The 25,762-nt window shown below is 59.1% G+C and carries 23 protein-coding genes and 7 pseudogenes; 17 read left to right on the forward strand and 13 right to left on the reverse strand.

The genetic code is table 11. The annotated features are described in order from the left end of the window. Window positions 1–9: 9 nt before the first annotated feature. From AC2444_RS30120 to AC2444_RS30155, 8 genes and pseudogenes are all read left to right on the forward strand, one after another. On the forward strand, window positions 10–1,137 hold the full coding sequence (locus tag AC2444_RS30120) for an acyl-CoA dehydrogenase family protein (RefSeq protein WP_128449450.1): 1,128 nt from the start codon (window positions 10–12) through the stop codon (window positions 1,135–1,137). Window positions 1,138–1,202: 65 nt separating this feature from the next. Next, entirely contained in the window at window positions 1,203–2,435 is a 1,233-nt protein-coding gene (locus tag AC2444_RS30125; protein WP_128449449.1) for a thiamine pyrophosphate-dependent enzyme, read from the forward strand. Between the two features lies 1 nt (window position 2,436). Further along, the gene (locus AC2444_RS30130) at window positions 2,437–3,450 is read left to right on the forward strand and encodes an alpha-ketoacid dehydrogenase subunit beta (protein WP_128449448.1); all 1,014 of its coding nucleotides are present in this window, start codon (window positions 2,437–2,439) and stop codon (window positions 3,448–3,450) included. Between the two features lie 3 nt (window positions 3,451–3,453). Then, a complete protein-coding gene (locus AC2444_RS30135; RefSeq protein ID WP_128449447.1) occupies window positions 3,454–4,683 on the forward strand; it encodes a dihydrolipoamide acetyltransferase family protein in 1,230 nt (409 codons plus the stop codon). Between the two features lie 5 nt (window positions 4,684–4,688). Next, the gene (gene lpdA / locus AC2444_RS30140) at window positions 4,689–6,086 is read left to right on the forward strand and encodes a dihydrolipoyl dehydrogenase (RefSeq protein WP_128449446.1); all 1,398 of its coding nucleotides are present in this window, start codon (window positions 4,689–4,691) and stop codon (window positions 6,084–6,086) included. Window positions 6,087–6,267: 181 nt separating this feature from the next. Further along, a pseudogene (locus tag AC2444_RS30145) lies at window positions 6,268–6,567 on the forward strand (IS6 family transposase); the annotation flags it as partial. A gap of 35 nt (window positions 6,568–6,602) precedes the next feature. After that, window positions 6,603–6,866, forward strand: a complete 264-nt coding sequence (locus AC2444_RS30150; RefSeq protein ID WP_206615929.1) for a hypothetical protein — start codon at window positions 6,603–6,605, stop codon at window positions 6,864–6,866. 50 nt (window positions 6,867–6,916) lie between these two features. Next, complete coding sequence (locus AC2444_RS30155; RefSeq protein WP_128449445.1) at window positions 6,917–8,683, forward strand: cadherin domain-containing protein; 1,767 nt, start codon at window positions 6,917–6,919, stop codon at window positions 8,681–8,683. Window positions 8,684–8,843: 160 nt separating this feature from the next. Here AC2444_RS30155 and AC2444_RS30160 read toward each other — a convergent pair. The 6 genes and pseudogenes from AC2444_RS30160 to AC2444_RS30185 form a co-directional block, all read right to left on the reverse strand. Further along, window positions 8,844–9,166, reverse strand: a pseudogene (locus AC2444_RS30160) (transposase); the annotation flags it as partial. Between the two features lie 285 nt (window positions 9,167–9,451). Next, window positions 9,452–9,817, reverse strand: a complete 366-nt coding sequence (locus tag AC2444_RS30165; RefSeq protein ID WP_012760736.1) for a GtrA family protein — start codon at window positions 9,815–9,817, stop codon at window positions 9,452–9,454. Beyond that, complete coding sequence (locus tag AC2444_RS30170; RefSeq protein ID WP_128449444.1) at window positions 9,814–10,518, reverse strand: HAD family hydrolase; 705 nt, start codon at window positions 10,516–10,518, stop codon at window positions 9,814–9,816. Before AC2444_RS30170 ends, AC2444_RS30165 begins: the two co-directional genes overlap by 4 nt. After that, entirely contained in the window at window positions 10,515–11,501 is a 987-nt protein-coding gene (locus AC2444_RS30175) for a UbiA family prenyltransferase (RefSeq protein WP_128449443.1), read from the reverse strand. Before AC2444_RS30175 ends, AC2444_RS30170 begins: the two co-directional genes overlap by 4 nt. A 29-nt stretch (window positions 11,502–11,530) precedes the next feature. After that, entirely contained in the window at window positions 11,531–11,680 is a 150-nt protein-coding gene (locus tag AC2444_RS30180) for a hypothetical protein (protein ID WP_245461252.1), read from the reverse strand. A 377-nt stretch (window positions 11,681–12,057) separates the two neighbouring features. Then, entirely contained in the window at window positions 12,058–12,414 is a 357-nt protein-coding gene (locus tag AC2444_RS30185; RefSeq protein ID WP_012760733.1) for a hypothetical protein, read from the reverse strand. Between the two features lie 89 nt (window positions 12,415–12,503). Here AC2444_RS30185 and AC2444_RS30190 point away from each other — a divergent pair. The 5 genes and pseudogenes from AC2444_RS30190 (at window position 12,504) to AC2444_RS30210 (ending at window position 14,423) form a co-directional block, all read left to right on the forward strand. Beyond that, window positions 12,504–12,994, forward strand: a pseudogene (locus tag AC2444_RS30190) (hypothetical protein). 51 nt (window positions 12,995–13,045) lie between these two features. Further along, window positions 13,046–13,252, forward strand: a pseudogene (locus AC2444_RS30195) (lysozyme family protein); the annotation flags it as partial. Window positions 13,253–13,319: 67 nt separating this feature from the next. Further along, entirely contained in the window at window positions 13,320–13,535 is a 216-nt protein-coding gene (locus AC2444_RS30200) for a hypothetical protein (RefSeq protein ID WP_409565708.1), read from the forward strand. A gap of 208 nt (window positions 13,536–13,743) precedes the next feature. After that, on the forward strand, window positions 13,744–14,010 hold the full coding sequence (locus tag AC2444_RS30205) for a type II toxin-antitoxin system prevent-host-death family antitoxin (RefSeq protein ID WP_011654345.1): 267 nt from the start codon (window positions 13,744–13,746) through the stop codon (window positions 14,008–14,010). After that, window positions 14,010–14,423 carry a hypothetical protein gene (locus AC2444_RS30210; RefSeq protein ID WP_011654346.1) on the forward strand — a complete coding sequence of 138 codons (414 nt, stop codon included), beginning with the start codon at window positions 14,010–14,012 and terminating at the stop codon, window positions 14,421–14,423. The genes AC2444_RS30205 and AC2444_RS30210 overlap by 1 nt, the downstream gene beginning before the upstream one ends. Before the next feature lie 20 nt (window positions 14,424–14,443). Here the strand turns inward: AC2444_RS30210 and AC2444_RS30215 are convergent, their stop codons facing one another. The 4 genes and pseudogenes from AC2444_RS30215 to AC2444_RS30230 all read right to left on the reverse strand — a co-directional run. Next, window positions 14,444–14,749 carry an alkylphosphonate utilization protein gene (locus AC2444_RS30215; protein ID WP_105008842.1) on the reverse strand — a complete coding sequence of 102 codons (306 nt, stop codon included), beginning with the start codon at window positions 14,747–14,749 and terminating at the stop codon, window positions 14,444–14,446. A gap of 227 nt (window positions 14,750–14,976) precedes the next feature. Beyond that, a pseudogene (locus tag AC2444_RS30220) lies at window positions 14,977–15,201 on the reverse strand (type II toxin-antitoxin system RelE/ParE family toxin); the annotation flags it as partial. Continuing rightward, window positions 15,201–15,356, reverse strand: a pseudogene (locus tag AC2444_RS30225) (type II toxin-antitoxin system ParD family antitoxin); the annotation flags it as partial. The pseudogenes AC2444_RS30220 and AC2444_RS30225, both read right to left, overlap by 1 nt. Before the next feature lie 63 nt (window positions 15,357–15,419). After that, a pseudogene (locus AC2444_RS30230) lies at window positions 15,420–15,518 on the reverse strand (hypothetical protein); the annotation flags it as partial. Between the two features lie 467 nt (window positions 15,519–15,985). Between AC2444_RS30230 and AC2444_RS30235 the strand changes: the two are divergent. Both AC2444_RS30235 and AC2444_RS30240 read left to right on the forward strand, forming a co-directional pair. Continuing rightward, window positions 15,986–16,855 (forward strand): alpha/beta hydrolase, encoded by an 870-nt coding sequence (locus AC2444_RS30235; protein WP_128449441.1) that lies wholly within the window; start codon window positions 15,986–15,988, stop codon window positions 16,853–16,855. Window positions 16,856–17,157: 302 nt separating this feature from the next. Further along, window positions 17,158–19,302: a TonB-dependent siderophore receptor gene (locus AC2444_RS30240; RefSeq protein ID WP_128407751.1), complete on the forward strand. Its 2,145-nt coding sequence runs from the start codon at window positions 17,158–17,160 to the stop codon at window positions 19,300–19,302. A 242-nt stretch (window positions 19,303–19,544) separates the two neighbouring features. Here the strand turns inward: AC2444_RS30240 and fhuB are convergent, their stop codons facing one another. The 3 genes from fhuB to AC2444_RS30255 are packed head-to-tail and all read right to left on the reverse strand — an operon-like array spanning window position 19,545 to window position 23,201. Then, entirely contained in the window at window positions 19,545–21,515 is a 1,971-nt protein-coding gene (fhuB, locus tag AC2444_RS30245) for a Fe(3+)-hydroxamate ABC transporter permease FhuB (protein WP_128449440.1), read from the reverse strand. Continuing rightward, entirely contained in the window at window positions 21,515–22,393 is an 879-nt protein-coding gene (locus tag AC2444_RS30250; RefSeq protein WP_003555583.1) for an iron-siderophore ABC transporter substrate-binding protein, read from the reverse strand. Before AC2444_RS30250 ends, fhuB begins: the two co-directional genes overlap by 1 nt. Window positions 22,394–22,406: 13 nt before the next feature. After that, a complete protein-coding gene (locus AC2444_RS30255; RefSeq protein WP_128449530.1) occupies window positions 22,407–23,201 on the reverse strand; it encodes an ABC transporter ATP-binding protein in 795 nt (264 codons plus the stop codon). 683 nt (window positions 23,202–23,884) lie between these two features. Between AC2444_RS30255 and AC2444_RS30260 the strand changes: the two genes are divergently transcribed. Both AC2444_RS30260 and AC2444_RS30265 read left to right on the forward strand, forming a co-directional pair. Continuing rightward, the gene (locus AC2444_RS30260) at window positions 23,885–25,021 is read left to right on the forward strand and encodes a DUF3734 domain-containing protein (RefSeq protein ID WP_017997152.1); all 1,137 of its coding nucleotides are present in this window, start codon (window positions 23,885–23,887) and stop codon (window positions 25,019–25,021) included. Continuing rightward, complete coding sequence (locus AC2444_RS30265) at window positions 25,011–25,751, forward strand: acetoacetate decarboxylase (protein ID WP_128449591.1); 741 nt, start codon at window positions 25,011–25,013, stop codon at window positions 25,749–25,751. The genes AC2444_RS30260 and AC2444_RS30265 overlap by 11 nt, the downstream gene beginning before the upstream one ends. The last annotated feature ends 11 nt before the right edge of the window (window positions 25,752–25,762 follow it).

The following is a 25,762-nucleotide window of genomic DNA, read 5'->3' on the forward strand; positions in this document are numbered from 1 at the left end:
GAAGAACAGATGATCCTTTCCGAAACTCAGCAGCAGATTTGCGATCTTGCCCGTGACTTTGCCAGTGAGCGGCTGGCGCCGGGTGCTGCCAAGCGCGACCGGGAATCTCTTTTTCCGCGCGAGCAACTGAAGGAGATGGGCGAACTCGGGCTGCTCGGCATGCTGGTGCCGGAAGCCTATGGCGGGTCGGATACCGGTGTGATCGCCTATGCTGCGGCACTGGAGGAAATTGCCGCCGGTGACGGACCCTGCTCGACGATCATGAGCGTGCACAGCTCCGTCGGTTGCGTGCCGATCCTGAAGTTCGGCAATGAAGAGCAGCGACAGCGCTTCCTGCCGAAACTGGCCAGCGGCGAATGGATCGGCGGCTTTGCGCTCACCGAGCCGCAGGCCGGCTCCGATGCCTCGAACCTTAAGACCCGGGCGCGACGCGATGGCGACCATTATGTGCTCGATGGCTCCAAGCAGTTCATCACCTCGGGCAAGAATGGCCATATCATCATCGTCTTTGCCGTGACCGATCCCGATGCCGGCAAGAAGGGCATTACCGCCTTCATCGTGCCGACGGATACGCCGGGCTATGAAGTGATACGGGTCGAGGAAAAGCTTGGGCTGCATTCCTCCGATACCTGCCAGATCGCCTTCAACAGCATGCGCATTCCGGCAGAACTCAGGCTCGGTGCGGAAGGCGAGGGCTATCGCATCGCGCTCGCCAATCTCGAGGGCGGACGGATCGGCATCGCGGCACAGGCGGTCGGAATGGCGCGGGCGGCCTTCGAGGCGGCGCGCGACTACGCCAGAGAGCGCACGGCCTTCGGCAAGCCGATCGTCGAGCATCAGGCCGTTGCCTTCCGCCTTGCCGATATGGCGGTGCGGATCGAGGCGGCGCGGCAGCTCGTCTTTCACGCCGCCTCCCTCAGGGAGGCCGGGCTGCCCTGCCTGTCGGAAGCGTCGATGGCGAAGCTCTTTGCCTCCGAGATGGCCGAGCGCGTCTGCTCCGATGCGATCCAGATCCATGGTGGTTATGGCTACATGGCCGATTATCCAGTCGAGCGCATCTACCGCGACGTGCGCATCTGCCAGATCTATGAAGGAACGAGCGACGTGCAGCGCATGGTGATTGCCCGCAATCTATAAGAAACACATCCGGCCCTGCTTCCGGAGGAGGGGAGCAAGGCCGGCAAAGGGAGGAAAGAAAAGACATGGTGGATTCCGCACGGTTGAGCCTGCATGTCCCCGAACCCGCCGTTCGCCCCGGTGGTCAGCCCGATTTTTCCAACGTCAAGATTGCCAAGGCCGGTTCGGTGCCGCGGCCGGAGGTGGATGTCGCATCCGAAGATATCCGTGATCTCGCCTATTCCATCATCCGCGTTTTGAACCGCGAGGGCGAGGCGGTCGGCCCCTGGGCCGGGTCGCTCTCCGATGAGGCGTTGCTGACCGGGCTTCGCAACATGATGAAGCTGCGCGCCTTCGACGCCCGCATGCTGATGGCGCAGCGGCAGGGCAAGACCTCATTCTACATGCAGCATCTCGGCGAAGAGGCCGTGAGCTGTGCCTTCCGCAAGGCGCTCGAGAAGGGAGACATGAATTTCCCGACCTATCGCCAGGCAGGCCTGCTGATTGCCGACGACTATCCGATGGTCGAGATGATGAACCAGATCTACTCGAACGAGAGCGATCCTTTGCGCGGCCGGCAACTGCCGATCATGTATTCCTCCAAGGAGCACGGCTTCTTCACTATCTCGGGCAATCTCGCCACCCAATATGTGCAGGCTGTCGGCTGGGCGATGGCCTCGGCGATCAAGAACGATAGCCGCATTGCCGCGGCCTGGATCGGCGACGGATCGACGGCGGAATCGGATTTCCACTCGGCGCTCGTTTTCGCCTCGACCTACAAGGCGCCTGTTATTCTCAACATCGTCAACAATCAGTGGGCGATCTCCACCTTCCAGGGCATCGCCCGCGGCGGCTCCGGCACCTTCGCGGCGCGCGGCCTCGGCTTCGGCATTCCGGCGCTGCGTGTCGACGGAAACGACTATCTCGCCGTCCATGCCGTCGCCTACTGGGCGGCAGAGCGCGCGCGGCGCAATCTCGGCCCGACGCTGATCGAATATGTGACCTATCGCGTCGGCGCGCATTCGACCTCCGACGATCCGAGCGCCTATCGGCCCAAGACGGAATCGGAAGCCTGGCCGCTCGGCGATCCCGTGCTGCGGCTGAAGAAACATCTGATCGTCAAGGGCGCATGGTCGGAGGAGCGGCATGTGCAGGCCGAAGCCGAAATCATGGACGAGGTGATCGAGGCGCAACGCCAGGCAGAGGCGCATGGCACGCTGCATGCCGGCGGCAGGCCTTCGGTACGCGACATTTTCGAGGGCGTCTATGCCGAGATGCCGCCGCATATCCGCCGCCAGCGACAGAAGGCGGGGTACTGACATGACCAGGATGACGATGATCGAGGCCGTGCGCAGCGCCATGGACGTCTCGATGGCACGGGACGACAATGTCGTCGTTTTCGGCGAGGATGTCGGTTATTTCGGCGGCGTCTTTCGCAGCACCCAGGGCCTGCAGGCAAAATACGGCAGAACGCGCTGCTTCGATACGCCGATCAGCGAATCCGGCATCGTCGGCACGGCGATCGGCATGGCGGCCTATGGGCTGAAACCCTGTGTCGAAATCCAGTTCGCCGATTACATGTATCCGGCCTATGACCAGCTGACGCAGGAGGCGGCGCGCATCCGCTACCGTTCCAACGGCGATTTCACCTGCCCGATCGTCGTGCGCATGCCGACCGGCGGCGGCATTTTCGGCGGCCAGACGCACAGCCAGAGTCCGGAGGCGCTTTTTACCCATGTCTGCGGGCTGAAGGTGATCGTGCCGTCCAATCCCTATGATGCCAAAGGCTTGCTGATCGCGGCGATCGAGGATCCCGACCCTGTCATGTTTCTGGAGCCGAAGCGCCTCTATAACGGCCCCTTCGACGGCCATCACGAGCGGCCGGTGACGCCCTGGTCGAAACACGACCTCGGGGAGGTGCCTGATGGCCATTACACCATCCCGATCGGCAAAGCCGAAGTGCGGCGCGCGGGATCGGCGGTGACGGTCGTCGCCTACGGCACCATGGTACATGTGGCGCTTGCTGCGGCCGAGGATGCCGGCATCGATGCAGAGGTGATCGATCTCAGAAGCCTGCTGCCGCTCGATCTCGATACGATCGTCAAATCGGTCTCGAAGACGGGACGCTGCGTCGTCGTGCATGAGGCAACCCTGACATCCGGCTTCGGCGCCGAGGTCGCAGCACTGGTGCAGGAACATTGCTTCTATCATCTCGAAGCGCCAGTCGTGCGTGTTGCCGGCTGGGACACGCCCTATCCGCATGCGCAGGAGTGGGACTATTTTCCCGGTCCCGGCCGTGTCGGGCGGGCGCTTGCCGAAGTCATGGAGGCCTGAGCCATGAGCGAATTCATCATCAAGATGCCTGACGTCGGGGAAGGGGTCGCCGAGGCCGAGATCGTAGAATGGCATGTGAAGACGGGAGATCCCGTCCGTGAGGACATGGTGATCGCCGCCGTCATGACCGACAAGGCCACCGTGGAAATTCCGTCTCCTGTCAATGGTACCGTCACCTGGCTTGCCGGTGAAGTCGGAGACCGTATCGCGGTCAAGGCTCCGCTGGTGCGGATCGAGACGGCGGGAGATGTCGGCGAGGTTCAGTCTGCAGGGATTTCGCAGACGCCGATTGCCGGAACGCCCAAGGCCGAGATTGCAAAACCTGCTCCGCCAGCGCCAACTCCCGCGCCGGCGCCGGCGGAAAAGCCGCTTGCCGCGCCCTCCGTGCGGCTCTTCGCCAGGGAAAGCGGTGTCGATCTTAGGCAGGTGCAGGCGACCGGACCGGCCGGGCGCATCCTGCGCGAGGACATCGAGCAATTCCTAAGCCATGGGACCGCGCCTGCAACGGCAAAGAACGGCTTTGCCAGGAAGACGGCGACCGAGGAGATCAAGCTGACCGGCCTGCGCCGCCGCATTGCCGAGAAGATGGTGCTTTCCGCCTCGCGCATCCCCCACATCACCTATGTGGAGGAAGTGGATATGTCCGCGCTTGAGGAGTTGCGCGCCACCATGAACGGCGATCGCAGGCCTGATCATCCAAAGCTAACGGTTCTGCCCTTCCTGATGCGGGCGCTGGTCAAGGCGATTTCCGAGCAGCCTGACGTCAACGCCACTTTCGACGACGATGCCGGCATCATCATGCGCTATAGTGCTGTGCATATCGGCATCGCCACGCAGACACCGGCCGGTCTGACAGTGCCGGTGGTGCGGCATGCCGAAGCCCGTGGCATCTGGGATTGCGCCGCCGAGATGAACCGGCTGGCGGAAGCGGCGCGCTCGGGGACTGCGACACGCGATGAGCTGTCCGGCTCCACCATCACCATCAGCTCGCTCGGTGCGCTTGGCGGCATCGTCTCGACACCCATCATCAATCGTCCCGAAGTGGCGATCATCGGCGTCAACAAGATCGCCACGCGACCGGTCTGGGACGGCACGCAGTTCGTGCCGCGCAAGATGATGAACCTCTCCTCCAGCTTCGATCATCGCATCATCGACGGCTGGGATGCGGCAAACTTCGTGCAGCGCATCCGCACGCTCATCGAAACGCCTGCGCTCATTTTTATCGAAGGCTGAGATCCATGAAAGAGATCGTCTGCAAGCTCCTCGTCATCGGCGCCGGTCCGGGAGGTTATGTCTGCGCCATCCGCGCCGGGCAGCTCGGCATCGATACCGTCATCGTCGAGGCCGGCAAGCCGGGCGGCACCTGCCTGACGGTCGGCTGCATTCCCTCCAAGGCGTTGATCCATGCGGCCGCCGAATTCGACGTCGCGCAAAAGATGCTTGCCGGCAAGAACCCGATGGGCATCCGCGTCGAATGCGCGTCGATCGATCTCGGCAGAACGATTGCCTGGAAGGACGGGATCGTCGGCCGGTTGACGACCGGTGTTTCGGGGCTGCTGCAGAAGGCGCGGGTCAAGATCGTCCACGGCCGAGGCCATTTCCGCGACGGCAAGACGGTGGAGGTGGAGACGGAAACCGGCCAGCAGATCATCCGCGCCGAAACCGTGGTGATCGCCACCGGTTCCGATCCGGTGGAGCTTGCAAACCTGCCTTTCGGCGGCCGCGTCATGTCCTCGACAGAGGCGCTGTCGCTGACGGAGTTGCCGAAAAAACTCCTCGTCGTCGGCGGCGGTTATATCGGGCTGGAGCTCGGGACCGCCTTTGCCAAGATGGGGTCTGATGTGACGGTCGTCGAGGCGACGCCACAGGTGCTGCCGCAATATGATGCCGAGCTGGTGCGGCCCGTCATGCGCAAGCTGACCGAAGGCGGTATCCGGCTGTTGACGGGTGCGAAGGCGATCGGCCTTGCCGATAATGGGGAGGCATTGATCGTCGAAACGGCTGATGGCCGGCGTGAGACCCTGCCGGCCGACCGCATCCTCGTCACCGTCGGCCGCCGCCCGAGAACCGCAGGATCCGGTCTCGAAGAGCTCGATCTCGATCGTGCCGGCCCTTATCTGCGGATCGACGACCGTTGCCGCACCTCCATGCGCGGCATCTATGCGATCGGCGATGTGACCGGCGAGCCGATGCTTGCCCATCGGGCCATGGCGCAAGGCGAGATGGTGGCGGAAATCATCTCCGGAAAGAAGCGGGCCTGGGACAAGCGATGCATCCCCGCCATCTGCTTCACTGATCCGGAGATCGTCAGCGCCGGCCTGTCGCCGGCGGAGGCGAAGGCGCAAGGTTATGAAATTCGCACCGGCCAGTTTCCGTTCAGCGCCAACGGACGGGCAATGACGATGTTGTCCGAAGAAGGTTTCGTGCGCGTCGTGGCCCGCGCCGACACCAATCTCGTGCTCGGCCTGCAGGCGGTGGGAGCCGGGGTCTCCGAGCTTTCGGCGGTTTTTGCGCTCGCCATCGAAATGGGTGCGCGCCTGGAAGACATCGCCGGCACCATCCACGCGCATCCGACCCGCAGCGAAGCGGTCATGGAAGCGGCACTGAAAGCGTTGGGAAGCGCGCTGCATATCTGAGCCGGAGTCCTGTATGAAAGGTGGCAATCTTCGAAAAAATTGAGCAGGGAAACCGTCCCGCGATGATTATCGAATTTCTCGACGGTCTCCGTTCGTCCCAAGCAACAGACTAGCTAGTTTCGTTCAGTTCGGTGTTGTCACATAAACCTGCTGTCAGTGAGTGGGGTGTAGAGATGGTGGGATGAAGAATTCAGCCATCAGCTACAAGCGTCACCGTCTCCCGCAACAGATCATCGCGCACGCGGTCTGGCTGTATTTCAGATTTCCTTTGAGCCTGCGGCTGGTAGAGGAAATGCTGCTGGAGCGCGGCATCGTCGTTTCGTATGAAACGATCCGGCGATGGGGTCGGAAATTCGGACCGGCCTACGCGAAGCAAATCCGCCGCCGACGGCCGTCGGGCCGGGACGTCTGGCATCGGGACGAGGTGGTAGTTTCCATCGCCGGCCGCAAACACTGGCTCTGGCGTGCCGTTGACCAGGACATGACGAGATCGGGCAGGCGTTCAAGGCAGCGGGATTGGATGCCTATCTCGTTCATGTGCTGTCGCCGGGCGACCTCGACGCCATTGCCACGACACGTGAGGCGGGAACGCGGATCGCCTATTCCGAGCAGCAACTGTCGGGCTGGATCTTGGCCGTTCAGGGCGTAGTCGCCTATCTCAAGGGGCAACCACGCTCTGGCGGTAAGATCGGAATTTGGGAATTTCCCTTGGCGCGCAAATCGCGGCATAGATCCGCAGGGGGTTGTCGTCCGTTGAAGCTGCAAGAACAGTTCTACTGAGGATTTCTCATTTTCATAGAATACAAACGCATCTTTCTGGAAAGTTTAATATGGCCTTGAATATTCTGAATACGAACGGCGCAACGATCACCAAGACCGGCGCCGAGCTCGAATCTTACGACGTCATCCGCAATTCCGAAATCAATCCTCTCCTCTCGGTCAATCTGGTCATCTCCGATTCCGGGACGGTTGATCTTGCTGACGAACTGGGCTCTGGCTCCGCGAATGTGACCGGCTCAAACGGCGACAATGCGATCACAACAGGCGCAGGCAACGATAACATCGATGGCGGCGAGGGCGCAGACACACTGAATGGGGGCGCCGGAAACGATCTGCTTCGTGGCGGTAATGGCAATGACACGCTTGACGGCGGTGATGGCAATGACTGGCTCGCGGGCAGAGATGGCAATGATATTCTGAATGGTGGTGACGGCAATGACCAGATTATAGACGACGTCGGAAATGACGTCATCAGAGGCGGCTTGGGCAACGATACGATTTCCGATGGTGACGCCGGCGGCCGTAACCCTGAGGTCTTCGACATCAATGCGGGCGACGGCGACGATGCCATAAGCGTGAAGGGGCAGGGCTCCGGAACAATCGACGGCGGCGCGGGGATCGATACTCTCCAAGCCTCTGAGCTAAGAGGCCTGACGATCAAGAACATTGAAGTCCTTGAAACGGTGGGATACTGGGTTGCCGGTTCAAGCGCGCAGTTCGAAAGCTTTGACACGATCGTGTGGTCGACCGATTCGTTCCACAATTTTAACCCCGCATTGGCAGTGACAGACAGCGCCCACCTCGATCTTTCCGACGAACTGGGAGATCGCGGGGCTTTCGTTACCGGCTATGTCTCTGGCGTTGACGTCAAGACCGGCGGTGGTAGCGACGAGTTTACAGGCACCGATGGCAACGACATTTTCGACGGCAGCGGCGGCAACGACATCATCAATGGCAAGGCCGGCAATGACAAGTTGACCGGGGGCGCCGGCAACGACACCATCAATGGCGGCGCCGGCATCGATACCGCGATCTTCTCAGGTAATTTCGTCAATTATTCCTTCGCATTGAACAACAGCGATCACATTCTGACGAGCGCCCTGGAGGGCAAGGACACGCTGACGGACGTCGAATTCGCGCGCTTTGCCGACGGCGTCTACGATTTCGCCACGGAAACCTTCACAAGCAGCAATACCGCGCCGACCAATATCCAGCTCTCGAAAACCTCCCTGTCGGAAAGCACGCCGATATGGACCACGGTCGGCCTGCTCAGCGCCAAGGACGTCGATGGTGACAAGCTCACTTACACGCTGCTCGACGGCGCCAACGATCATTTCCGGATCAACGGCAACCGCATCGTTACCTCCAAGGCTCTGGATTACGAGACGGCCAAGTCGCACACGATTAAGGTCGCCGTCTCCGACGGCAAGGTCTCGGTCGAAAAGGACATCACGATCAACGTCCTCGACGTCAACGAAACCCCTGCCAACAAGGCGCCGACCAATCTCGCTTTCTCGCGCAGCTCGATCTCCGAGATTGTCGCGATCGGCACCTCGGTCGGCCTGCTCACGGCACGCGATCCGGAGGGCAGCGTGGTGAAGTGGCGGCTGACGGATGATGCTGACGGCATCTTCAAGCTCGTCGGCAACAAGATCCAGACAAAGGCGGCGATCGATTTCGAAAGCACCCACAGCCTGACTTTCACCGCCGAAGCCTATGACGCTGCCGGAAACGCCACGAGCCACGATTTCACGGTGGCCGTGAAGGACGTCTTCGAGCCGTCCTTTTCGAGCTTGTCGCATGAGGCGTTGATCTAACTGCGACTGGATTGCCGTCAGGCGCGGAGATGCGTTGTGATCGTCTCTGGATGCGTTGCGAAGGGATAGGTCTGCCACCTCTCCTCCTTCATTCCTGTGCTTGTCACAGGAATCCATTCACGGCGCGTCCGCGCCGTGAATGACTCTGCGGCAAGAAAGAAAGGATGTCGCTTTGCCGGAAGCGGCCATGCCGGTCTTGGAGAAACTGGAATGATCCGGCACCTTCCCATCCAGACCGAGCCGGCAAAACCAGCGATAGGCCAAATTGAGATGGGCCTCTTCGTACAGCCGCCGATCCGAGGATGCCCAGGCAGTAGCCGATGATCCGCATCATCAGATCAGGATCAACCGACGGCCGGCCAGTGCCGCTATAAAAGGGCTTTAGCTGCGTGCGCAGCTGTCGAGGTCGAGATGGCGGTCGATGCCGCGCAGCAGATGATCTGCAGGAACGTGATCATCGAGGCGGAAGTCGTAGAAGAGCTGCGCAGGAACCGCCTGACACCATCATCACTCAATCCGCCGCAAATCAATGCGACGATTGAATCATGACACCAAAGCATCGGCAACGCCGAGTGTTTTCAACACTATCTCTCCGAAGGGGACATTAAGCACATATTGGCTAGATGCTGCTGGCGGACGCTTAGCTCAGGCATGGTTCATATTGCGCCGCTGTCCAACAGCCCTCCAACAAGGCTCCGCTGAACTTTCTCTTATTCTGGGCACCGTCCTTCAAAGGACGGAAAGATATGGCGCCGTCGCTCGCTGGCCCTACCTGAACACCCAGAGAAGGTTTATCAGGAAATTGAAGACGAAGGCCGCGCCGATTCCAAAAAGCTTTGCCCACAAGGGCGAGAGCCCAACCTGCTGCACGAGGATCAACGTCACGAAGACATTGATCGAGAGGCCGAGCAGTGCGCCGATCAGGAACAGTGAAGCGCGCTTGCGGCTTGTTGCCTGATTGAAGACATAGCGGCTGGTGGCGCTGTAATTGACGGCGGCCGCGATCAGCCAGCTCGATGTCGCCGAGAGCCCGAGGGGCACGCCAAACGCCAGCAGGCCACGAAACACCGTGAGGTCGACGAACGCGGCCAGCCCTCCGGTGAACACATAGCGGATAGCCTTTGACAAGATCATCCGGACGCTTCCTTTGCCCGCAGCGCTGCGAACACAGGGTCCGAATAGGTCGAAAAGGTCAGCCAGCCCTCGCGTGGCCCGTCGGAGCGAATGAGCGGCAGGACACCGGCGCGCCGCGCCGCAAGGCCATCCCGCTCGGGCCTGTCGCCTATCAATACGGTTTGCGCCGGGCCGACGCCGGCGCGCTGCATCAGCATCTGCAGGCCGCGCGGATCAGGCTTCTGGATGCCGACGCCGGGATCGCTTGCGGCCAATATGTAATCGGCCGACAATGTCATCCTCTGCAGCTTCTCGTCGGCAGGATAATCAGAATAAATCCCGATCGACTTGTTCTGCCGTCTGAGCCCGGCAAACAACTCCACCAGCCCATCATACCGGCAGGATGCGATATAGGCGAGCGGACGGCGCTCGATCCACTCGCTGACGATTGCCCCTATCCTTTCGGCTGGCTGGCCGGTTCGCGCGACGGTTCGCGTCATCAGGCTCGCCTGAAAATCGTCGATCTCCCCCTCGCCGATGGCTTCACGCAAGGAGCGGTATGCGCGTAGCACACGCAGATTGGTCAGGCTGCCTCTCGCCACTGCATCAGCAATCAATTCGCCGGCCATTCGAAGGCGTAGCATGCGCTGGTTGTATAACGTTCCGTCGACGTCGAACACGACGAACCGGATACTGCCCCAGTCGACATTCCTCGCGATCATCGGATGGTGATGTAGTGCTGTTCGGTCAGCGTCACTAAGAGCGGAATGTCGACGAATGTTGCGAAGATGAAGGCCGCCGCCAGGGCCGCGACGATCGCGATCAGGCCGGGCTCGCGGAACAGCTTTTCCGGTTTCTGCGCCGTAGAGCCCGGTTTCGTCGCCATCACGAAATAGGCCGTGAACAGGGCTACGACGAAGGGCAAGACGAGCATGTACTCGATGCGATACTTGACCAGGAAGACGGACAGAAAGGCAATCGAAAACAGTGAATACGCAATGCAGGAGGCGGTCAGCGATACCTGCGTATACTTGGCGAAACTCGCCCGGTAGCGCGACAGCAACTCCTTGCCATGCGACGCGACGATCTCGTCATATTCCGATAAGCGTTTGGCCGCCATGAGGAACGCGCCGCCGAACCAGTAGGCCAGGATGATCGATCCCGGCGGCAGGCTCGTTGGGTCGATCATTGACCAGCCGATCACCAAGCGGATCGGATTATTGATCGATTCTGAGATGACATCGAGATAGGTCTTATCCTTGCTTCTGATCGGATCGAGATTGTAGAGGATCCCCTGAATCGCAAACAGGCAGGCGACGAAGAACAGAAGTTTGCTCGAGAGGATGGCGCAGCCCAGGCCGACGATGAGCAGCACGGTCCATTCGAGCTGAACCAGCCTGCCGTTCATCGCGCATTGCACGGCGGACCGCTGCGATTTCGTCGGATGATGCCGGTCAAACTCGCGGTCGAACCACTCGTTAATGCAGTAGTTCGCGGATGCGATGCAGAGCGCGGTCACAAATCCGAGCAGGATCGAGGACGTCAGGTCGTCGGTTCTGACCCCCCGCAGAAGATAGGCGAGGATGATGCCGGGAACGATGAAAACATGCTTCGTACTGTGATCGAGCCGTGCAATGGCGATATAGTCGCGCAAGCCCGCTCGGCCTGATGCGGTCACCCTGCGGTCACCCAAGCTTGTGTTCATGCCGGACGCCTCCTTTTTCGTCAGACGGTCTATTTCCGATCACCGTCCAACAGATACACATCATAGGTTTCGAAATAATTCGCAGGGCCGAATTCGACGAGCACCATCGTCGTCGACAGGAAATCGTCGATCTGTTGGCGCGAGGCATGGAAGGTCTCCAGTTGTAACCCTCCCGGCAAATCTGGTCCGGAACTATTCTCTTCAGCTTGTGCTGCATCAGGATTACCACTGGAGACCGGGTCTGGACGTGCAGGTCCTGGCTAGTTTTCAGCGCCTCTCCAAGATCCGCGTCGAGCTGACCCTTCTTGGTGAAGCGGACGTAGGTCCTGAATTTCTGCTCGCGGGTCAGATATATCGGATCGTTGATGTAATATAGCAGGGCTTCCGCGAGATATTCCGGTTCGGCAACGATGGTTGCCTTGGCGAGTTAAGGCCGGGAGAGGATGAGACGGGCGAGATCCGCACTGCGGTGACTTGCCCTGAGAATTTACTCCAGAATGGATTAATGTCCGCCGCCGAGGTGGTGCATCAGAACTCGTCACTTAAGATAGGTTGCCTATCCAGCTCCGAAGGAGCTCAATTTCTCCAGAAGCGCCTGTGAAATCTCGAACTGGCGTGCCGTTCCACGCCCCATCGAATTCTTGACGATCGTCTCGTCCAGCATCCCTCGCTTCACCAGCAGATCCACCGTCTCCTTGACGCCACTGCGTGTCAGAGCGGTAATTTCCATGATGCTGGAAAGTGTTAGCTTCTGGTGTGCCTGGTTCATGCTGTAGAGGATCGTCATCATGCCGACCTGCTTCAGCCTTGCTTGAGGCGTCTCGTCATCGTCGAGAGGATGATCGAGGATCTCATGCAGGATCAGGCCTGAAAAAGCGAGATTGTGCCATTGAGTCTTGAGTGCTCTTGTCATGTATTTTACTGTGTTATATAAGTCAGTATAATTGCTCTACAGGCAAACCACCTCTTCCGCAATGGGATGTCCTTTGAAGGGTCGTGCTCATGAAAAACCTTCTGTTCAACTCAGTTGTCGCGGCCTGCTGCATATTGCCACCCTATCTTACCTCGCCTGGCAACGCGCAAGCAACTGATTGGGGTTGCGAGGTTATCCTGTGCCTTTCCAACCCCGGAGGTCCGACGCAGTTCGCGGAATGCCGGCCGCCGATCCAAAAGCTGTGGCGCGAGCTTGCCGAGGGGCATTCGTTCCCGACATGTAGCGGCGCCACCTTCCACAGTTCGCGCCCGGGCTATGAGCCGTATTACTGCGAAACCGGATACCGGCTGGAAAGCGATTATGGTCCGCGCGGGCAAGAAACAACCTGCGTGTCGACAGCCCTCCAGCCGGTGAGTGATGCATTCTGCCTCAATCTTGGCGCCGGCAAAATTTCAGCAAGGGTTCGGTCCTCTCGCCGCGATGGCAGCGGGAGGATGGGCGCCGCCGGTGCATGGGTTATTCGACGGCTCGTCCGAACGTGCGATCGCAACCTCACTAAGTCGAGGTCACCATCGATGGGACAGCCACGCAGCGGGTCTGGTATTGATCGATGGCGGTCGCTTTCGTGGATCTCGCGCAGACATGCGCGCCCATTGTGGAAGTCAGAACGCTCGCTGCTGTCGTCAGTCTCGAGAGCCGTTTCAAGCCTTCCGCCATTCGGATCAACAGCGGTTCGCCGCTTGAGCGCCAACCCGCATCGAAGGCGGAAGCAATTGAGCTTGCGACCTCCCTCATTACGGATCACCAGAACATTCAATGGAGGAGTTGCGCAAGCTGAACCTTTCGATTTCGAGAACGAGATTTTCGGGCGCTTCACCATCAATTTGCTGGACGATCTCGAAATCGACGTCGGCACCCACGAATACCGCATCAGCGGCGGCAGCTGGATCAACGCTTTGACGGCCGATGAGGGTGGGGTCGAGGTCCGGTTTCCGACATTGGTTGGGTTGACCGACGAAGAATTCGGTTCACTGGCATCGACTATTGAGGATATCACGCTGGAAACTGGCATCCCCGTTCATGCGGTGCGCGCCATTTGATCCTCGTGGTAAAAGGCGCTTCAGATGCTAAGAGGTGGCGGACGACGCCCGCCTCACAATTGGCGATCGCCGCAGCCGTTGTGAGCTGAGCGGCAATGGCGGACGCCGCAATTCCCGTCCGCGCAAGGCCGCACGCCTCAAACCAGCAACTTGCAGCATTGTTGGAAATGCTGTATATTGCAACAAATACAGCAACAAGGAAACCCATATGTCGAAGTCAAGCGGTTCCTATTCAACCAGCGACCTCTCCCGTAAGTCTGGCGACATCATCGCCGAGGCCCTGCGCCATCCAGTGACCATCACCCAGCGGAATAAACCCCGACTGGTCCTCCTCAATATCGAAGACTACCAACGGCTGATGAAGCAGTCGGATCGACGCACCGCCGGGACCATTGAAACGATGCCCGATGAACTGTTTGCCGAGTTCGAAAACGCCGTCGAGGCCTACGCCGGCGAGGACGAGGCAGGCCACTGATGAACTACGAGCTGATCCAGACCGCAAGCGTCATACGCTATCCCTATCTATGGGCGAGAGAGGCTGGGCGTGGAGAGACGGAAGGACGCAAGGAGCGGCCGGTGGCCGTCGGCGTGAGAATGCCGCGGCCGGACGGGGATCTGGTTCTCTTCTTTCCCATCACCACCAAGCAGCCGGAGGCGTCGCGGTTTGCTGTGGAAGTGCCGGCCATCGAAAAGCGCCGGGCTGGCCTCGATGCCGATCGCAGGCTTTGGATCATTTTCGATGAGTTCAACACCGACATCGTCGGAAATTCATTCTATCTTGAGCCTGAGCCGCCAACCGGCCGCTTCAGCAAGGCCTTCTTCCTGCCGCTGCTGCGCGAATTCATCCGTCGCCGCAAGTCGGCCACGGAGGTCAGCCGATTCCGCTGAGCAGGCCCTGAGAACTCGAATTAGCGTTTGCGCACGAACTCGGTGCGTAGAACGAGGCCCTTAATTCCATCATGGCGGCAATCGATCTCCTCGGGATTATCAGTGAGGCGGATCGACCTGATGACGGTGCCCTGTTTCAGCGTCTGGCCGGCTCCCTTGACCTTCAAATCCTTGATGACGGTGACCGAGTCACCATCGGCCAGAACATTGCCGCTTGCGTCTCGAACGACCGCCTCACCGCCACTGGCGGATGCTGCCATCTCCGAAGCCGGACGCCATTCGCCAGTCACTTCGTCATAGATGTATTCGTCATTTTCAGCGGCCATGCTCGTCTCGGTTCCTCAGAAGTCCTTGGCGCCTTCCGTGCGGGAGCGGCGTACAAAGGCGCTTATCGCAGACGTCCGCCCAACGCAACTCGGGCGGCGCTGCTGAACGTGTGAGCTCGTCAAGTTCGCACGAAGCGATTGGCCTTTGCTTGCGCATCCAATGAAGAAGCAGGGGCGAAAATCGTGCTGGTCGGCGATGCGATGCAGCTTCAGCCGATCCAGGCGGTATAGGGGAAAGCCTTCAGCGACATGCTGCGCAGATCGGGCAAACCGAGTTCATATGCGTAGCGCGATGAACCCGATGAAGGATGCTTTGCGATCAAACCAAATGTCGACTGCAGCGCGTCAACGAAGCTAATCGCGACTTGAGCGCCAGCCTCGCGAGCATAGTAGTCCACGGCATTCTCGATATCCCCGCGGGCCGACTCGCGGGGAACGATAGACTTTGCAATCACTTAGAGCTTTGCCGCGAGGCACGGGCTCGCAGGCTATCGAAATAGGCGGCATCAACCGGCTCGGTCGTCTCGAATGAAGCACCCTCAAGCAGGAGACTACGCAAGTGCTGCCGATCTTTGTCGTGACGGATCAACTCGCGGACGTATTCGCTGCCGTAGCGCGCACATAGTGCGCACCAGGCGGCCGCTGTTTTCGCATCTTGTCCGTAAAGCGATCGGGCAGCAGTACTAATGTTCCCAACATCTGCATCACTCCAAAAATCCGGTGCCGTTTTGGTGCAGCCGGCTGAGAACCTTTTGAACATTTCGCGCATTAAAAAGTCCCGTTACCGTCCGGAAACAGGCCGTCAAATTATGCCGGAAAAAGCCGATGACGACCGAACGAGCTACACTACCTCTCGGGACATCATCGGCCGTGATGCTTGAGAAGTGGTGGCTCTGACGTGTAGTTCACGTTAACACCTAGGGGCTGCAAACTCAGGAAAGCTACGAAACAGACGTCGGCTTAGCAGTGTTCGGAGATGATTGAATTGAGGCCCTTGTGAATTCATCTGTGGGATCGAAATGCGGCTCGATAGCTCCGGGTCTTCAAATCATGCCCGGACGAGGTTAGATCAGCCTCTGTAAACCTTCGAACCGTGACTGCCATGATGCGCTTTCGCGGAAGCCAGGATATCAGCAAAGAGTTGCACCGACCTTGGAAAACTTCGAAACCTGCCGGTGAACAGCACCGATATCAATTTCCCTTCCCCTATCCTCCCAACCATCAGAAAACTTTCTCATGACCAATCCCATCAGCGTCTATTCGATGCCCGGAACGTGTTTTTTCGATCTGGCTCCTGCTGCGGGCGGCGAGCCCTATCGCTTATTCCTTTCCATTCCGGCGGAGAAACCGCCTGCGGGAGGATGGCCGCTTCTCGTCATGACCGACGGCAACGCCACTTTCCCCTTCGCAGTCGCCAGCTTGGTCACGCAGGCACCTTACCCAACGGGGACGAATGTCGGTTGGGGGGTGATCGCGGCGATCGGCTACCCCTCCGACGAGCCCTATGATCCGCTCCGCCGGTCTTGGGACCTGGGGCCTCCGCCGGTCAAATCCTATCCGCCGTTCGTTGAGGGTGGTCCGCCGGTTGTAATCGGAGGGACCGGTAAGCTGGTGGATTTCATCGAGAACGAGCTTATACCGCGGATTGCAGAGATGGTGATCCTGGATCCGATGCGCCGATCACTTTTCGGACATTCCTTCGGCGGCCTCTTTACTCTCTATGCCCTGTTCGAGCGCCCAGGTCTGTTTGCCACTTGGATTGCGGCCAGCCCAACCATCTATTGGGAGAACAGTGAAATCCTCAAGAATGAAGCGCAGCGTCAAGACGCGCCGGGCAATGCACCCTTCCTGCATTTGTCCGCCGGAGAATACGAAGGCGATGAGCTGGCACCCTTCCAGTACCGGAACGAGGATGCCACTGCTCGCCTGGAGAAGAGGAAGACGGAACGGACCGTCCTCCTGGCGCGGGAGATGGCGGAGCGATTAAACGGCACTGCCGACGGATTGCGTACCGAATTCGAGCTCTATGCCGGTGAGACCCACATGTCCGTTCTTGCAGCGGCCGTGAATCGTGCGGTTGGCATCGCATTCGCCGTCCAAAGTTGACCGACATGTGACGCTTTCTGCAAGGGGCCTCATCGGTGAATAAATCCGGCGGTTAGACGATCGTCCTTGAGACGAACGTCCTTGCGCGTGCACTCGTCAAGGTCGGCGCCTCATGGCGTTTGGGATTACCTCCTCTTCTCCGTGTTGCCGCTAAACCTCATGGTCCCGACCAGGAGCAAAGATGGTCACAAAAGCGGGATTTTTAAGTTGACTCCAATTCTCCTGTTTGAGTAAACGGACTCGCTGCAGTGGCCGGAGGGGCGACCGTCACGCTGCTCGATATTGGTCTGACAGGGGATAGTATGACAGTAGGACTACAGGGAAAGTTGCGTGTGTTCACAAGCCGATTGATTGCGAGCAGCGCTTTGATGACAGTGTCGTTCGGATCGGTAGGCATCGGCTGGGCCCAAGACAATGCGGCGGAAGAGGCGACGCAATTGGCCCCGATCGTCATAACCGGCAAGTCGGATCGTGTGGTTGGCCCTGATCGCACCATCGTTGCCAAGGATACCGCCACAGGCACCAAAACAGATACTCCGGTCGTCGATGTCCCTGCGTCCGTGTCGGTGGTGACGCAAAAAGAGTTGGAAGAGCGTCATGTGGACAATCTTCAGCAGGCGGTCGCTTATACCGCCGGCGTCTTTTCGGATGAGTTCGGAAACGACGATCGCTACGATTATATAAGAATTCGCGGCTTCGATCAGACGGCGCTCGGCACCTATCGGGATGGACTGGCGGCGCGCATTCCTGCCTGGTTCACGGCCAGCCGCCTCGAACCCTATGGTCTTCAGCGCGTCGAGGTCCTGAAAGGATCGACTTCGACCCTCTTTGGCCTTAACGGCCCGGGGGGACTGGTCAATGCGATCACCAAGCGTCCCTTGGATGAGAAGCATGGCGAAGTGTACACGTCTTATGGGGATGGCACCAAGGAAGTGGGTGCGGATTTCGGCGGCCCGATCGATGCCGATGGCGTTTGGACCTACCGGCTTACCGGACTTGCCAAGGACGGTGACCAAGGCTTGGATTATTCGAACGACGACCGCACCTACATTGCACCGGCACTGACGATCAAGCCGGACGAGGGGACCTCGCTCACCATTCTGACCGATTACTATAAACGCGATGGAACGGGCGCACGGGGCGTTCCGACCGGTGCAAATATCGATGTCGACACCTTCCTCGGCGAACCGGACTTCAATCGCTTCAATACGGAGCAGGTCGACATCGGATATCAGTTCGAGCACGAGATCAACGACAACCTGACCTTCCGCTCCAACGCTCGCTATACACATTTGAGCCTGGATTATGCTGAAGTCTATGGCGCATCGCTGGACCCGACGGCCAATCGAACGGCGTTCTCGGTTGACGGCACGTCCAACCGCTACGCCTTCGACAATCAGCTCCAGTACGATACCGGATGGGACGGGATCGACAGCAAGACGCTGGTCGGCGTTGATTACACCAGTGACAATACGCGCGAAAACATCCTGTTCGGCACGGCGGGGCCGATCGATATTGATAATCCGGTCTATTGCGGTCTTTCCTGCATTAACCTTGGCCCTTATGTGAACTGGCGCGTCAAACAGCAGGCGCTCGGGATCTATGCTCAGGAGCAATTGACGTTCGACGATCGATGGATCGTTACCCTGGGCGGACGATGGGACCAGGTTCACACGACCGCGGATTACCTCGATAGCGGGACAAGCGACGACGACACGGCGTCAGCTTTCACCAAGCGGGCCGGACTGACGTATAAATTTACGCCGAACCTCGCAGCCTATGCGAACTATTCGGAAAGCTTCCAGCCGCTCGTCGCGCAGACCGCAAACGGCTACGCTGTGACGGGCTCGTTGAAACCACAGCAGGGTGAACAATACGAAGTTGGCCTCAAATATCAGCCGGATGGGTTTGACGGCCTCTTCACCTTGGCGCTGTTTGATCTTACCCAAACCAATGTGCCGAGCTATGTCAGCCCTCTGGTGCAGGAGCAGATCGGCAAGGTCGGTGTGCGCGGCATCGAATTTGAAGGGAAAGCCGCAATCAACGACAGGCTCAATCTCACGCTTGCTTATTCCTATTGGGATGCTGAAATCCGCGAAGACGGGACAGGCGGCAATGTCGGTAACCGGCCTTCCCGCGTGCCGCGACATCTGGCATCGGCCTGGCTTGATTACACGATTCCGGGAGACGGATGGCGCGGTGACCTGACGATCGGGGGAGGTGTCCGCTATATCGGTCAAACCTACGGTGACGATACAAATACGGTGTCGCTTTCCAGCTATACGCTCGTTGATGCCGCGGTCAGCTACAAGGTGACCGAGGACGTGACGCTGGCCGTCAATGCAACGAACCTGTTTGACCATAAATATCTCGCCACCAGCTATTACGGAACTGAGTTCTACGGCGATCGGCGTAAGGTCGTCGGCACCCTGAAGTATTCCTGGTAAAGTGGCGGACGCCGCCTTTGTCCAATCAAGGCGGCGTCCGCATTCTGAGCGTCGAAAGAAGCAATTATCCGCGGAGAAGCCGAACTATCGCGCCGGTATCCCTGCCGTTGTCGGGGCCGTTTGTCTGCGGATCTTCGCTGACGGAGCAAAACGCTCCTATTGATGGCGGGTTTTTCTTGCCGCGATGACAGCCACGGCTCTGCGGTGCGTGCCTCATGGCCGCCCCTCCCTACGCATAACCCTCAGCTGGCACTGCGCTTCCGCATCATCAGCATCAAGAACGGCGCTCCGATGAGTGCGGAAACGAGACCGGCCGGGATCTGGTAGGGCGATACGATCGTGCGGCCGACGAAATCAGCCGCAACCATAAGCCCCCCTCCGATCAGAGCGGCGCCAACCATTTGCGGCAGCGCGCGGGCCAATCCCGCCTCCCGCGCAAGGTGAGGTCCCATGAGGCCGATAAATGACAACGGGCCAACCGTGAGCGTCGCGGCAGCCGTCAACAATCCTGCAAGGCCAAAAAGCGCAAATCGCGATTTCGCCAAGGGTATACCGACCGCCGCCGAAGGCGACGGCCCAAGCGGAAGGATGTCAAGCCAACGGCGAGCGGCGAGCGAGACGGCAATCAGCACGGCGCCGAGCGCTACCTCCATTGCGGCGGTCGACCCGTCGATAAGATAGGTGGACCCGCTCATCCACCGCATCAGCAGCGCTGCTCTCGGATCTCCCGTCGAGCTCAACACGCCGACGACGGCATCGACCATCGCGCTTAAGGCAATGCCCGCCAGCAGGACTCGCTCAGGCGCAAACGCCGATCGCCGGGAACTGACGAAGATGACAAAAAGAACGCTGATCGCACCGGCCACGGCAAACGCAAATTGCCCGGAAAACCCTGGAGCGACGGCAAACAGGGCAATTGCAACACCGAAGGTTGCGCCGGCACTGATCCCCAGAACTTCGGGACTTGCCATTTCGTTTCCGGTCAGCCGCTGAAGGATCGAGCCCGCGACCGCAAGCATGGCGCCCGATGTCAGGGCGGCGAGGATTTTAGGTATCCTGATCGCAAGAACATCGACCGAAAATTCGCCTGATGTAAAAGCCCAGCCGCCGTTGATGTCGCGTCCGAGAAACGCGCTGACCATCAACAGGACGAGCAGGCCGGCGGCAGCGACGATGACCGGTCGGGTTCCATCCCATCGACGTGGCCGTCTGAACACCGGCGATTGCTGTAGCCTATGACGGATCTTCAGCCGCGGCAGGAGCGCGAGAAGCAGCGGCGAACCGAAGATGGCCGTCACCGCCCCCGTCGGCAAGAAATCACCAAGTCCGCCGGCGACAAGTTGCAGGATGGAGTCGGCGAAGAACAGCAGTCCGGCGCCGATCAGGGGAGACCAAAGGATGAGCTGCGCGGGACGCCGTGCTCCGGACAATCGCGCAATCGTCGGCGCGACCAGTCCAATGAAACCGATGACCCCAACGGCGCTCGTGACAAATGCAGCAAGCGCGACGGCAAGGGCGACGACAACGAAACGCAGGCGGACCAATCTGACGCCGAGTGCCGTGGAACTGCTCTCGCCAAGATCGAGCAGCGAAAGCGGTCTCATCACGAACGCGCAGCCGATGGCGATGACGGCCAACTTCCAAAGAAGCGACAAGGGAATGACCCAGCTTTGCTGTGCCAGCGAGCCGGCGCCCCAGATGAACAGGCTCGAGAGGTAGCGCTGGTTCAAATAGGTCAGGATGGCAGCGAGGCCACCGCACCATAGACTGAGAACCAGCCCCGACAAAACAAGCGAATAAGGCGAAAAACCACGGCGCGCCCCCAAGCTGACGACGATCGCAGCAGCGGTCGCACTGCCAATCAGAGCGACAAGATCGCGGCCGGCGCCAAGCAGGTCGGGGAGAAATAACGATGTTACCACCAGCGCCAGGTTTGCGCCGGCGGACACGCCGAGGGTGGTAGGATCGGCGAGCGGGTTTCGCAAAACTTGCTGAAACAGCGCCCCGGACAGGGCAAGTGCGCCTCCGGCAATCAGCGCCGTCGCGAGGCGGGGAAGCGTCGAATAGGTGAACACCATTCGCGTGACATCGTAATCCGGTCGAGCGATTTCTGACAACGCAGGAGCGGCAAGAAACCACGCTGCTACGCCTCCACCGCACATCAGGAGGAGGAAGACAATTGCTGGCCCGATATTGTCGCGGCGGGATACCATCAAGCTTCCTTTTCCAGAAGATCTGTCAAAAGGCCCGCAAAACGCATGGCCTCGTTCACCATCCCGAACATCAGGGCTGGCGGCAGAATCGACAGATGGCCTGGACGCGCAAACGAAAGCCTGTTCCACAGGGGGCTCTGAGCGAGTTTCGGAAGAACGTCCGGAGGAATCGGGTCAAATGCGATCAGACGCGCGTCCGGATCGGTAATCTTGGAGAGATCTTCAATGCCGATCGTTTCAAAGCCCCAGTAGTTCGACTCTCTGGTCCAGGCATTCCGGACACCGATGCGCTCTAGCACATTGTGGAACAGTCCGGGGCTCGAGTAGATGCGGGCATGGCGGGCATCCATGAAGTTCACCAGGGCGACCGGCGGCAGGTTCTTGCCCACCAGGCGGCTGCGGCATTGCGCAAAGAAGACGTCGGCGCGCGCCAGGAACTGCTCTGCTTCATTCTCACGTCCAAGCTCAATGGCCAATTTACGCGTTGCCGCGATGGCAGCGGTAAGAATAGGTCCAATGCCCGGCGTAAAGATTTCCAGCCGAACGACTTTCGCCACCGCCTGCAGCTTGGGCAACAGCTCATCCAGGTAGGGTGTGGTCAAGATAATGTCGGGCTTCAGCGTGACGAGAATTTCAAAATTGACCTCGAAAGCACTGCCGATATCGACGACGGATTTTGGCATCGGCGGTTCGACAACCCATCTGTCCCAATCGGCAAGGTCCGAAATCCCGACCGGAGGCAATCCGAGGGATAAAAGAGTGGACGCAAGACCGTAGTCGAGGCTGATGATCCTCAGGCCCATCGACTGTGCAAACAGCGGAGATGGTATGAGCGAGGCCCCGGCGAACTGCAAAAAGGATCGCCGCGAAAACCCCATAGAACGGCCGGCCTCAGCAAACATAGGCGAGTGGATAGGGCAGATTGGGCGCGGAGATCACATCCATGTCGATCCCATAGATCGCTTGCAGCGTATTCGGCGCGAGGATCGCGCTCGGTGTTCCGCTGGCAACCACGCGACCGCGTTTCAATGCATGGATCCGATCGCAGAAGCGCGCGGCCATGTTGATGTCGTGGAGCACGATGACGACACTCCTTCCGCCCTCATGCGCCAAGCGTCGCACAAGCGAGAGCACCTCGACCTGATGCGCAACGTCGAGTGCCGCAGTCGGTTCGTCGAGCAACAGGCAGCGAGCATCCTGGGCGATCAGCATCGCAATCCAGGCACGTTGCCGCTCGCCGCCCGATAGTGTCCCCATGATACGGTCGGCGAACGTCTCGATATGCGTGGCTCGAAGGGCTGCCTCGACTTTCTCTTCGTCGTTCCTGGTGAAGCGGCCGAGCGCTCCGTGCCACGGATAACGACCGCATCCCACAAGCTCGCGGACCGTCATTTCCGATCCGGTCGTGACATCCTGGGGCAGATATGCGACCGAACGCGCAAAGGCGCGTTCGCTATACATCCTCAGATCCTGGTTCCCGTAAAAGATCGATCCCGTGCTCGGCGCAAGCTGGCGAGCCAACATTTTGAGAAGGCTGGATTTGCCGGAGCCGTTGTGGCCGACCAGTGCGACAACTTCTCCTGCCGGAAATTTAAGACTGACGTCGCAGAGAATTTCGTTCCGCTCTATCAAAAGACCTATATTTTCGGCGACAAAAGTTTCAGCCGTTCGAGGCGGATCTTGCATCGGGAGTATAGCCACGTGACTTCCTTTAACCGGGTGACAGGTCGGTACTAAAGATGAGAGCGGCAATCAACTATTTTCGTTAGTCCTCCGCCTAGCTCCCTCGTCATCTCGTGCGGCGGCCTCGGCTTTCGGCCGGCAGCGCCGGCTTTGTGCCGCCTCACGTTAAGAGGGGAAGAGGAAGTCAAAATCCTCTCCAGCGTGTGTAGTTCCGTTGAGATTATCATTATTTGGCCGTCGCTTGACGGATCTTTCGCAGTTCAACGGAGAAAATATATGCAATCTAAGATTGTGTAAAGTGGCATAAGCTGAATTATGGAACATAAGATTGCTCCTGTCTCGAAGCGAGACTTCGTTGATTGAACCAGCTGACGACGCTGGTCGAACGGCGTAGCAAGCCTGAAATGAGGGATTGGCCTGGCGTGGGTGAATTCGCAGTCTACATCTCCACACAGCCAACGTTGTCACATTTTGTTGCATTGCAAGATGCCCTCGGCAGGACTAACTAAATGCTTCAATGGTTGCGACGAATGCGCAGCTTTTGACTAGCAAGCCTCTGAAATAACTTAGAATACGATTACTGAAGAAGCTTTTCTGCATTACTAAAACTTAATCTGCCCTGTGCAGCTCGATGGCCTTCCCTGTGCTATTTGTTAGCAGCTGCAGCATTTAAGGAAAAGCGTCCCGTGAGTAGTATTCCGACAGAGAAAACCGTGCTGGTGTTTCAGGGCGGTGGTGCTTTGGGTGCCTACCAGGCCGGCGCTTACGAAGCTTTGCATGAGGCTGGCATCCGCCCCGACTGGCTGGCCGGGATATCCATCGGCTCGATCAACTCAGCCATCATTGCCGGAAGCCCCGTCGATCAGCGTGTCGATAACCTCAGGACCTTCTGGCATCGGGTATCGTCCGGCCTGCCCGGCCATTTTCTCGGCAATGGCAATGCGATGCGCAAATGGTTCAACGAATCCTCCGCTTTTCTGGGGTCTTTGACCGGCGTTCCCGGTTTTTTCACGCCGCGCGTCTTTGCGCCATGGAACATCCCGGGCGACCCGATGGCCGCGATCAGCCTTTACGACACCGCGCCGTTGCAGGAGACCCTCGCCGGTCTGGTCGATTTCGACCTGATCAATTCAGGTGCCATCCGTCTCAGCCTCGGCGCAGTCGACGTTGTTAGCGGCAACTTCAATTATTTCGACAACCGCGATTGCGCGTTTTCGCCCAAACACGTGGCCGCCTCCGGGGCGTTGCCGCCGGGTTTTGCGCCCGTCGAGATCGACGGCCGCTATTATTGGGATGGAGGTATCGTTTCCAATACGCCGCTGCAGCGCATTCTCGGTGGTAGCGAGTTGGAGACAGATCTCTGCATCTTCCAGGTCGATTTGTTCAGCGCCAAGGGCGTGCTGCCCAAGGATGTCTTTGACGTCGATGCCCGCGAGAAGGAAATCCGTTTTTCCAGCCGCACCCGGCTCAACACCGACCAGTTCCGCAAGCTTCAGTCGGTGCGCATGGCGGCCAAGCGGCTGATGGAAAAGCTGCCGCCTGAGCTGAAGGACGATCCTGATGCGAAGCTTCTTGAAAGGATCGGCAATGATTGCGCCGTCACCATGGTGCACCTGATCTATAGGCGTGCCGCCTACGAAACCGGATCCAAGGACTATGAGTTTTCGCGGCTCTCCGTGGAGGAACACTGGAAGGCCGGCCATGACGATGTGGTCGAGACGCTAAACCATCCAGAGTGGCTCAACCGGACGCGTCCGACCAATGGGATACGGATTTTCGACCTTGCCGAGCAACGCCTGCGTGGGAAAAACCATGAAAATTGAAGATGTCGTTCGTAATGCCTTTGCCATGCCGCTGACGAGTCCATCCTACCCGCCAGGGCCGTACCGGTTCGTCAATCGCGAATACATGATCATCACCTATCGCACCGATCCGGAGGCCCTGCGCCGGGTCGTGCCGGAGCCGCTGCAGTTCGATGAGCCGCTGGTGAAGTACGAATTCATCCGCATGCCGGACTCGACCGGCTTTGGCGACTATACCGAATCCGGCCAGGTCATCCCGGTGACCTATGAAGGCGTACACGGCGGTTACGTGCATTCTATGTACCTCAACGACGACGCGCCGATCGCCGGTGGCCGCGAGATTTGGGGCTTTCCGAAGAAACTGGCCGAGCCGTCGCTGACATCCGTCAAGGATGCGCTGGTCGGCACGCTCGACTATGGCGGTCAGCGCGTCGCCACCGCAACGATGGGCTTCAAGCATCGAACACTTGACAAGGCGAAAACCCTCGAAAGCCTGAAGCAGCCGAATTTCATGCTGAAGATCATTCCACATGTCGATTGCACACCGCGCATCTGCGAACTGGTGCGCTACTATCTGGAGGATTTGACGGTGAAAGGCGCGTGGGAAGGTCCGGGCGCCCTGGCGCTGTTTCCGCATGCGCTGGCGCCGGTCGCCGACCTGCCGGTGCTTGAGGTCAAATCCGCCATCCATATTCTCTCGGACCTGACGCTGGGCCTCGGCGAAGTGGTCCATGATTATCTTGCAAAATAGGGAGTCCAAAC

This window comes from Rhizobium sp. WSM1328 (assembly GCF_057653715.1).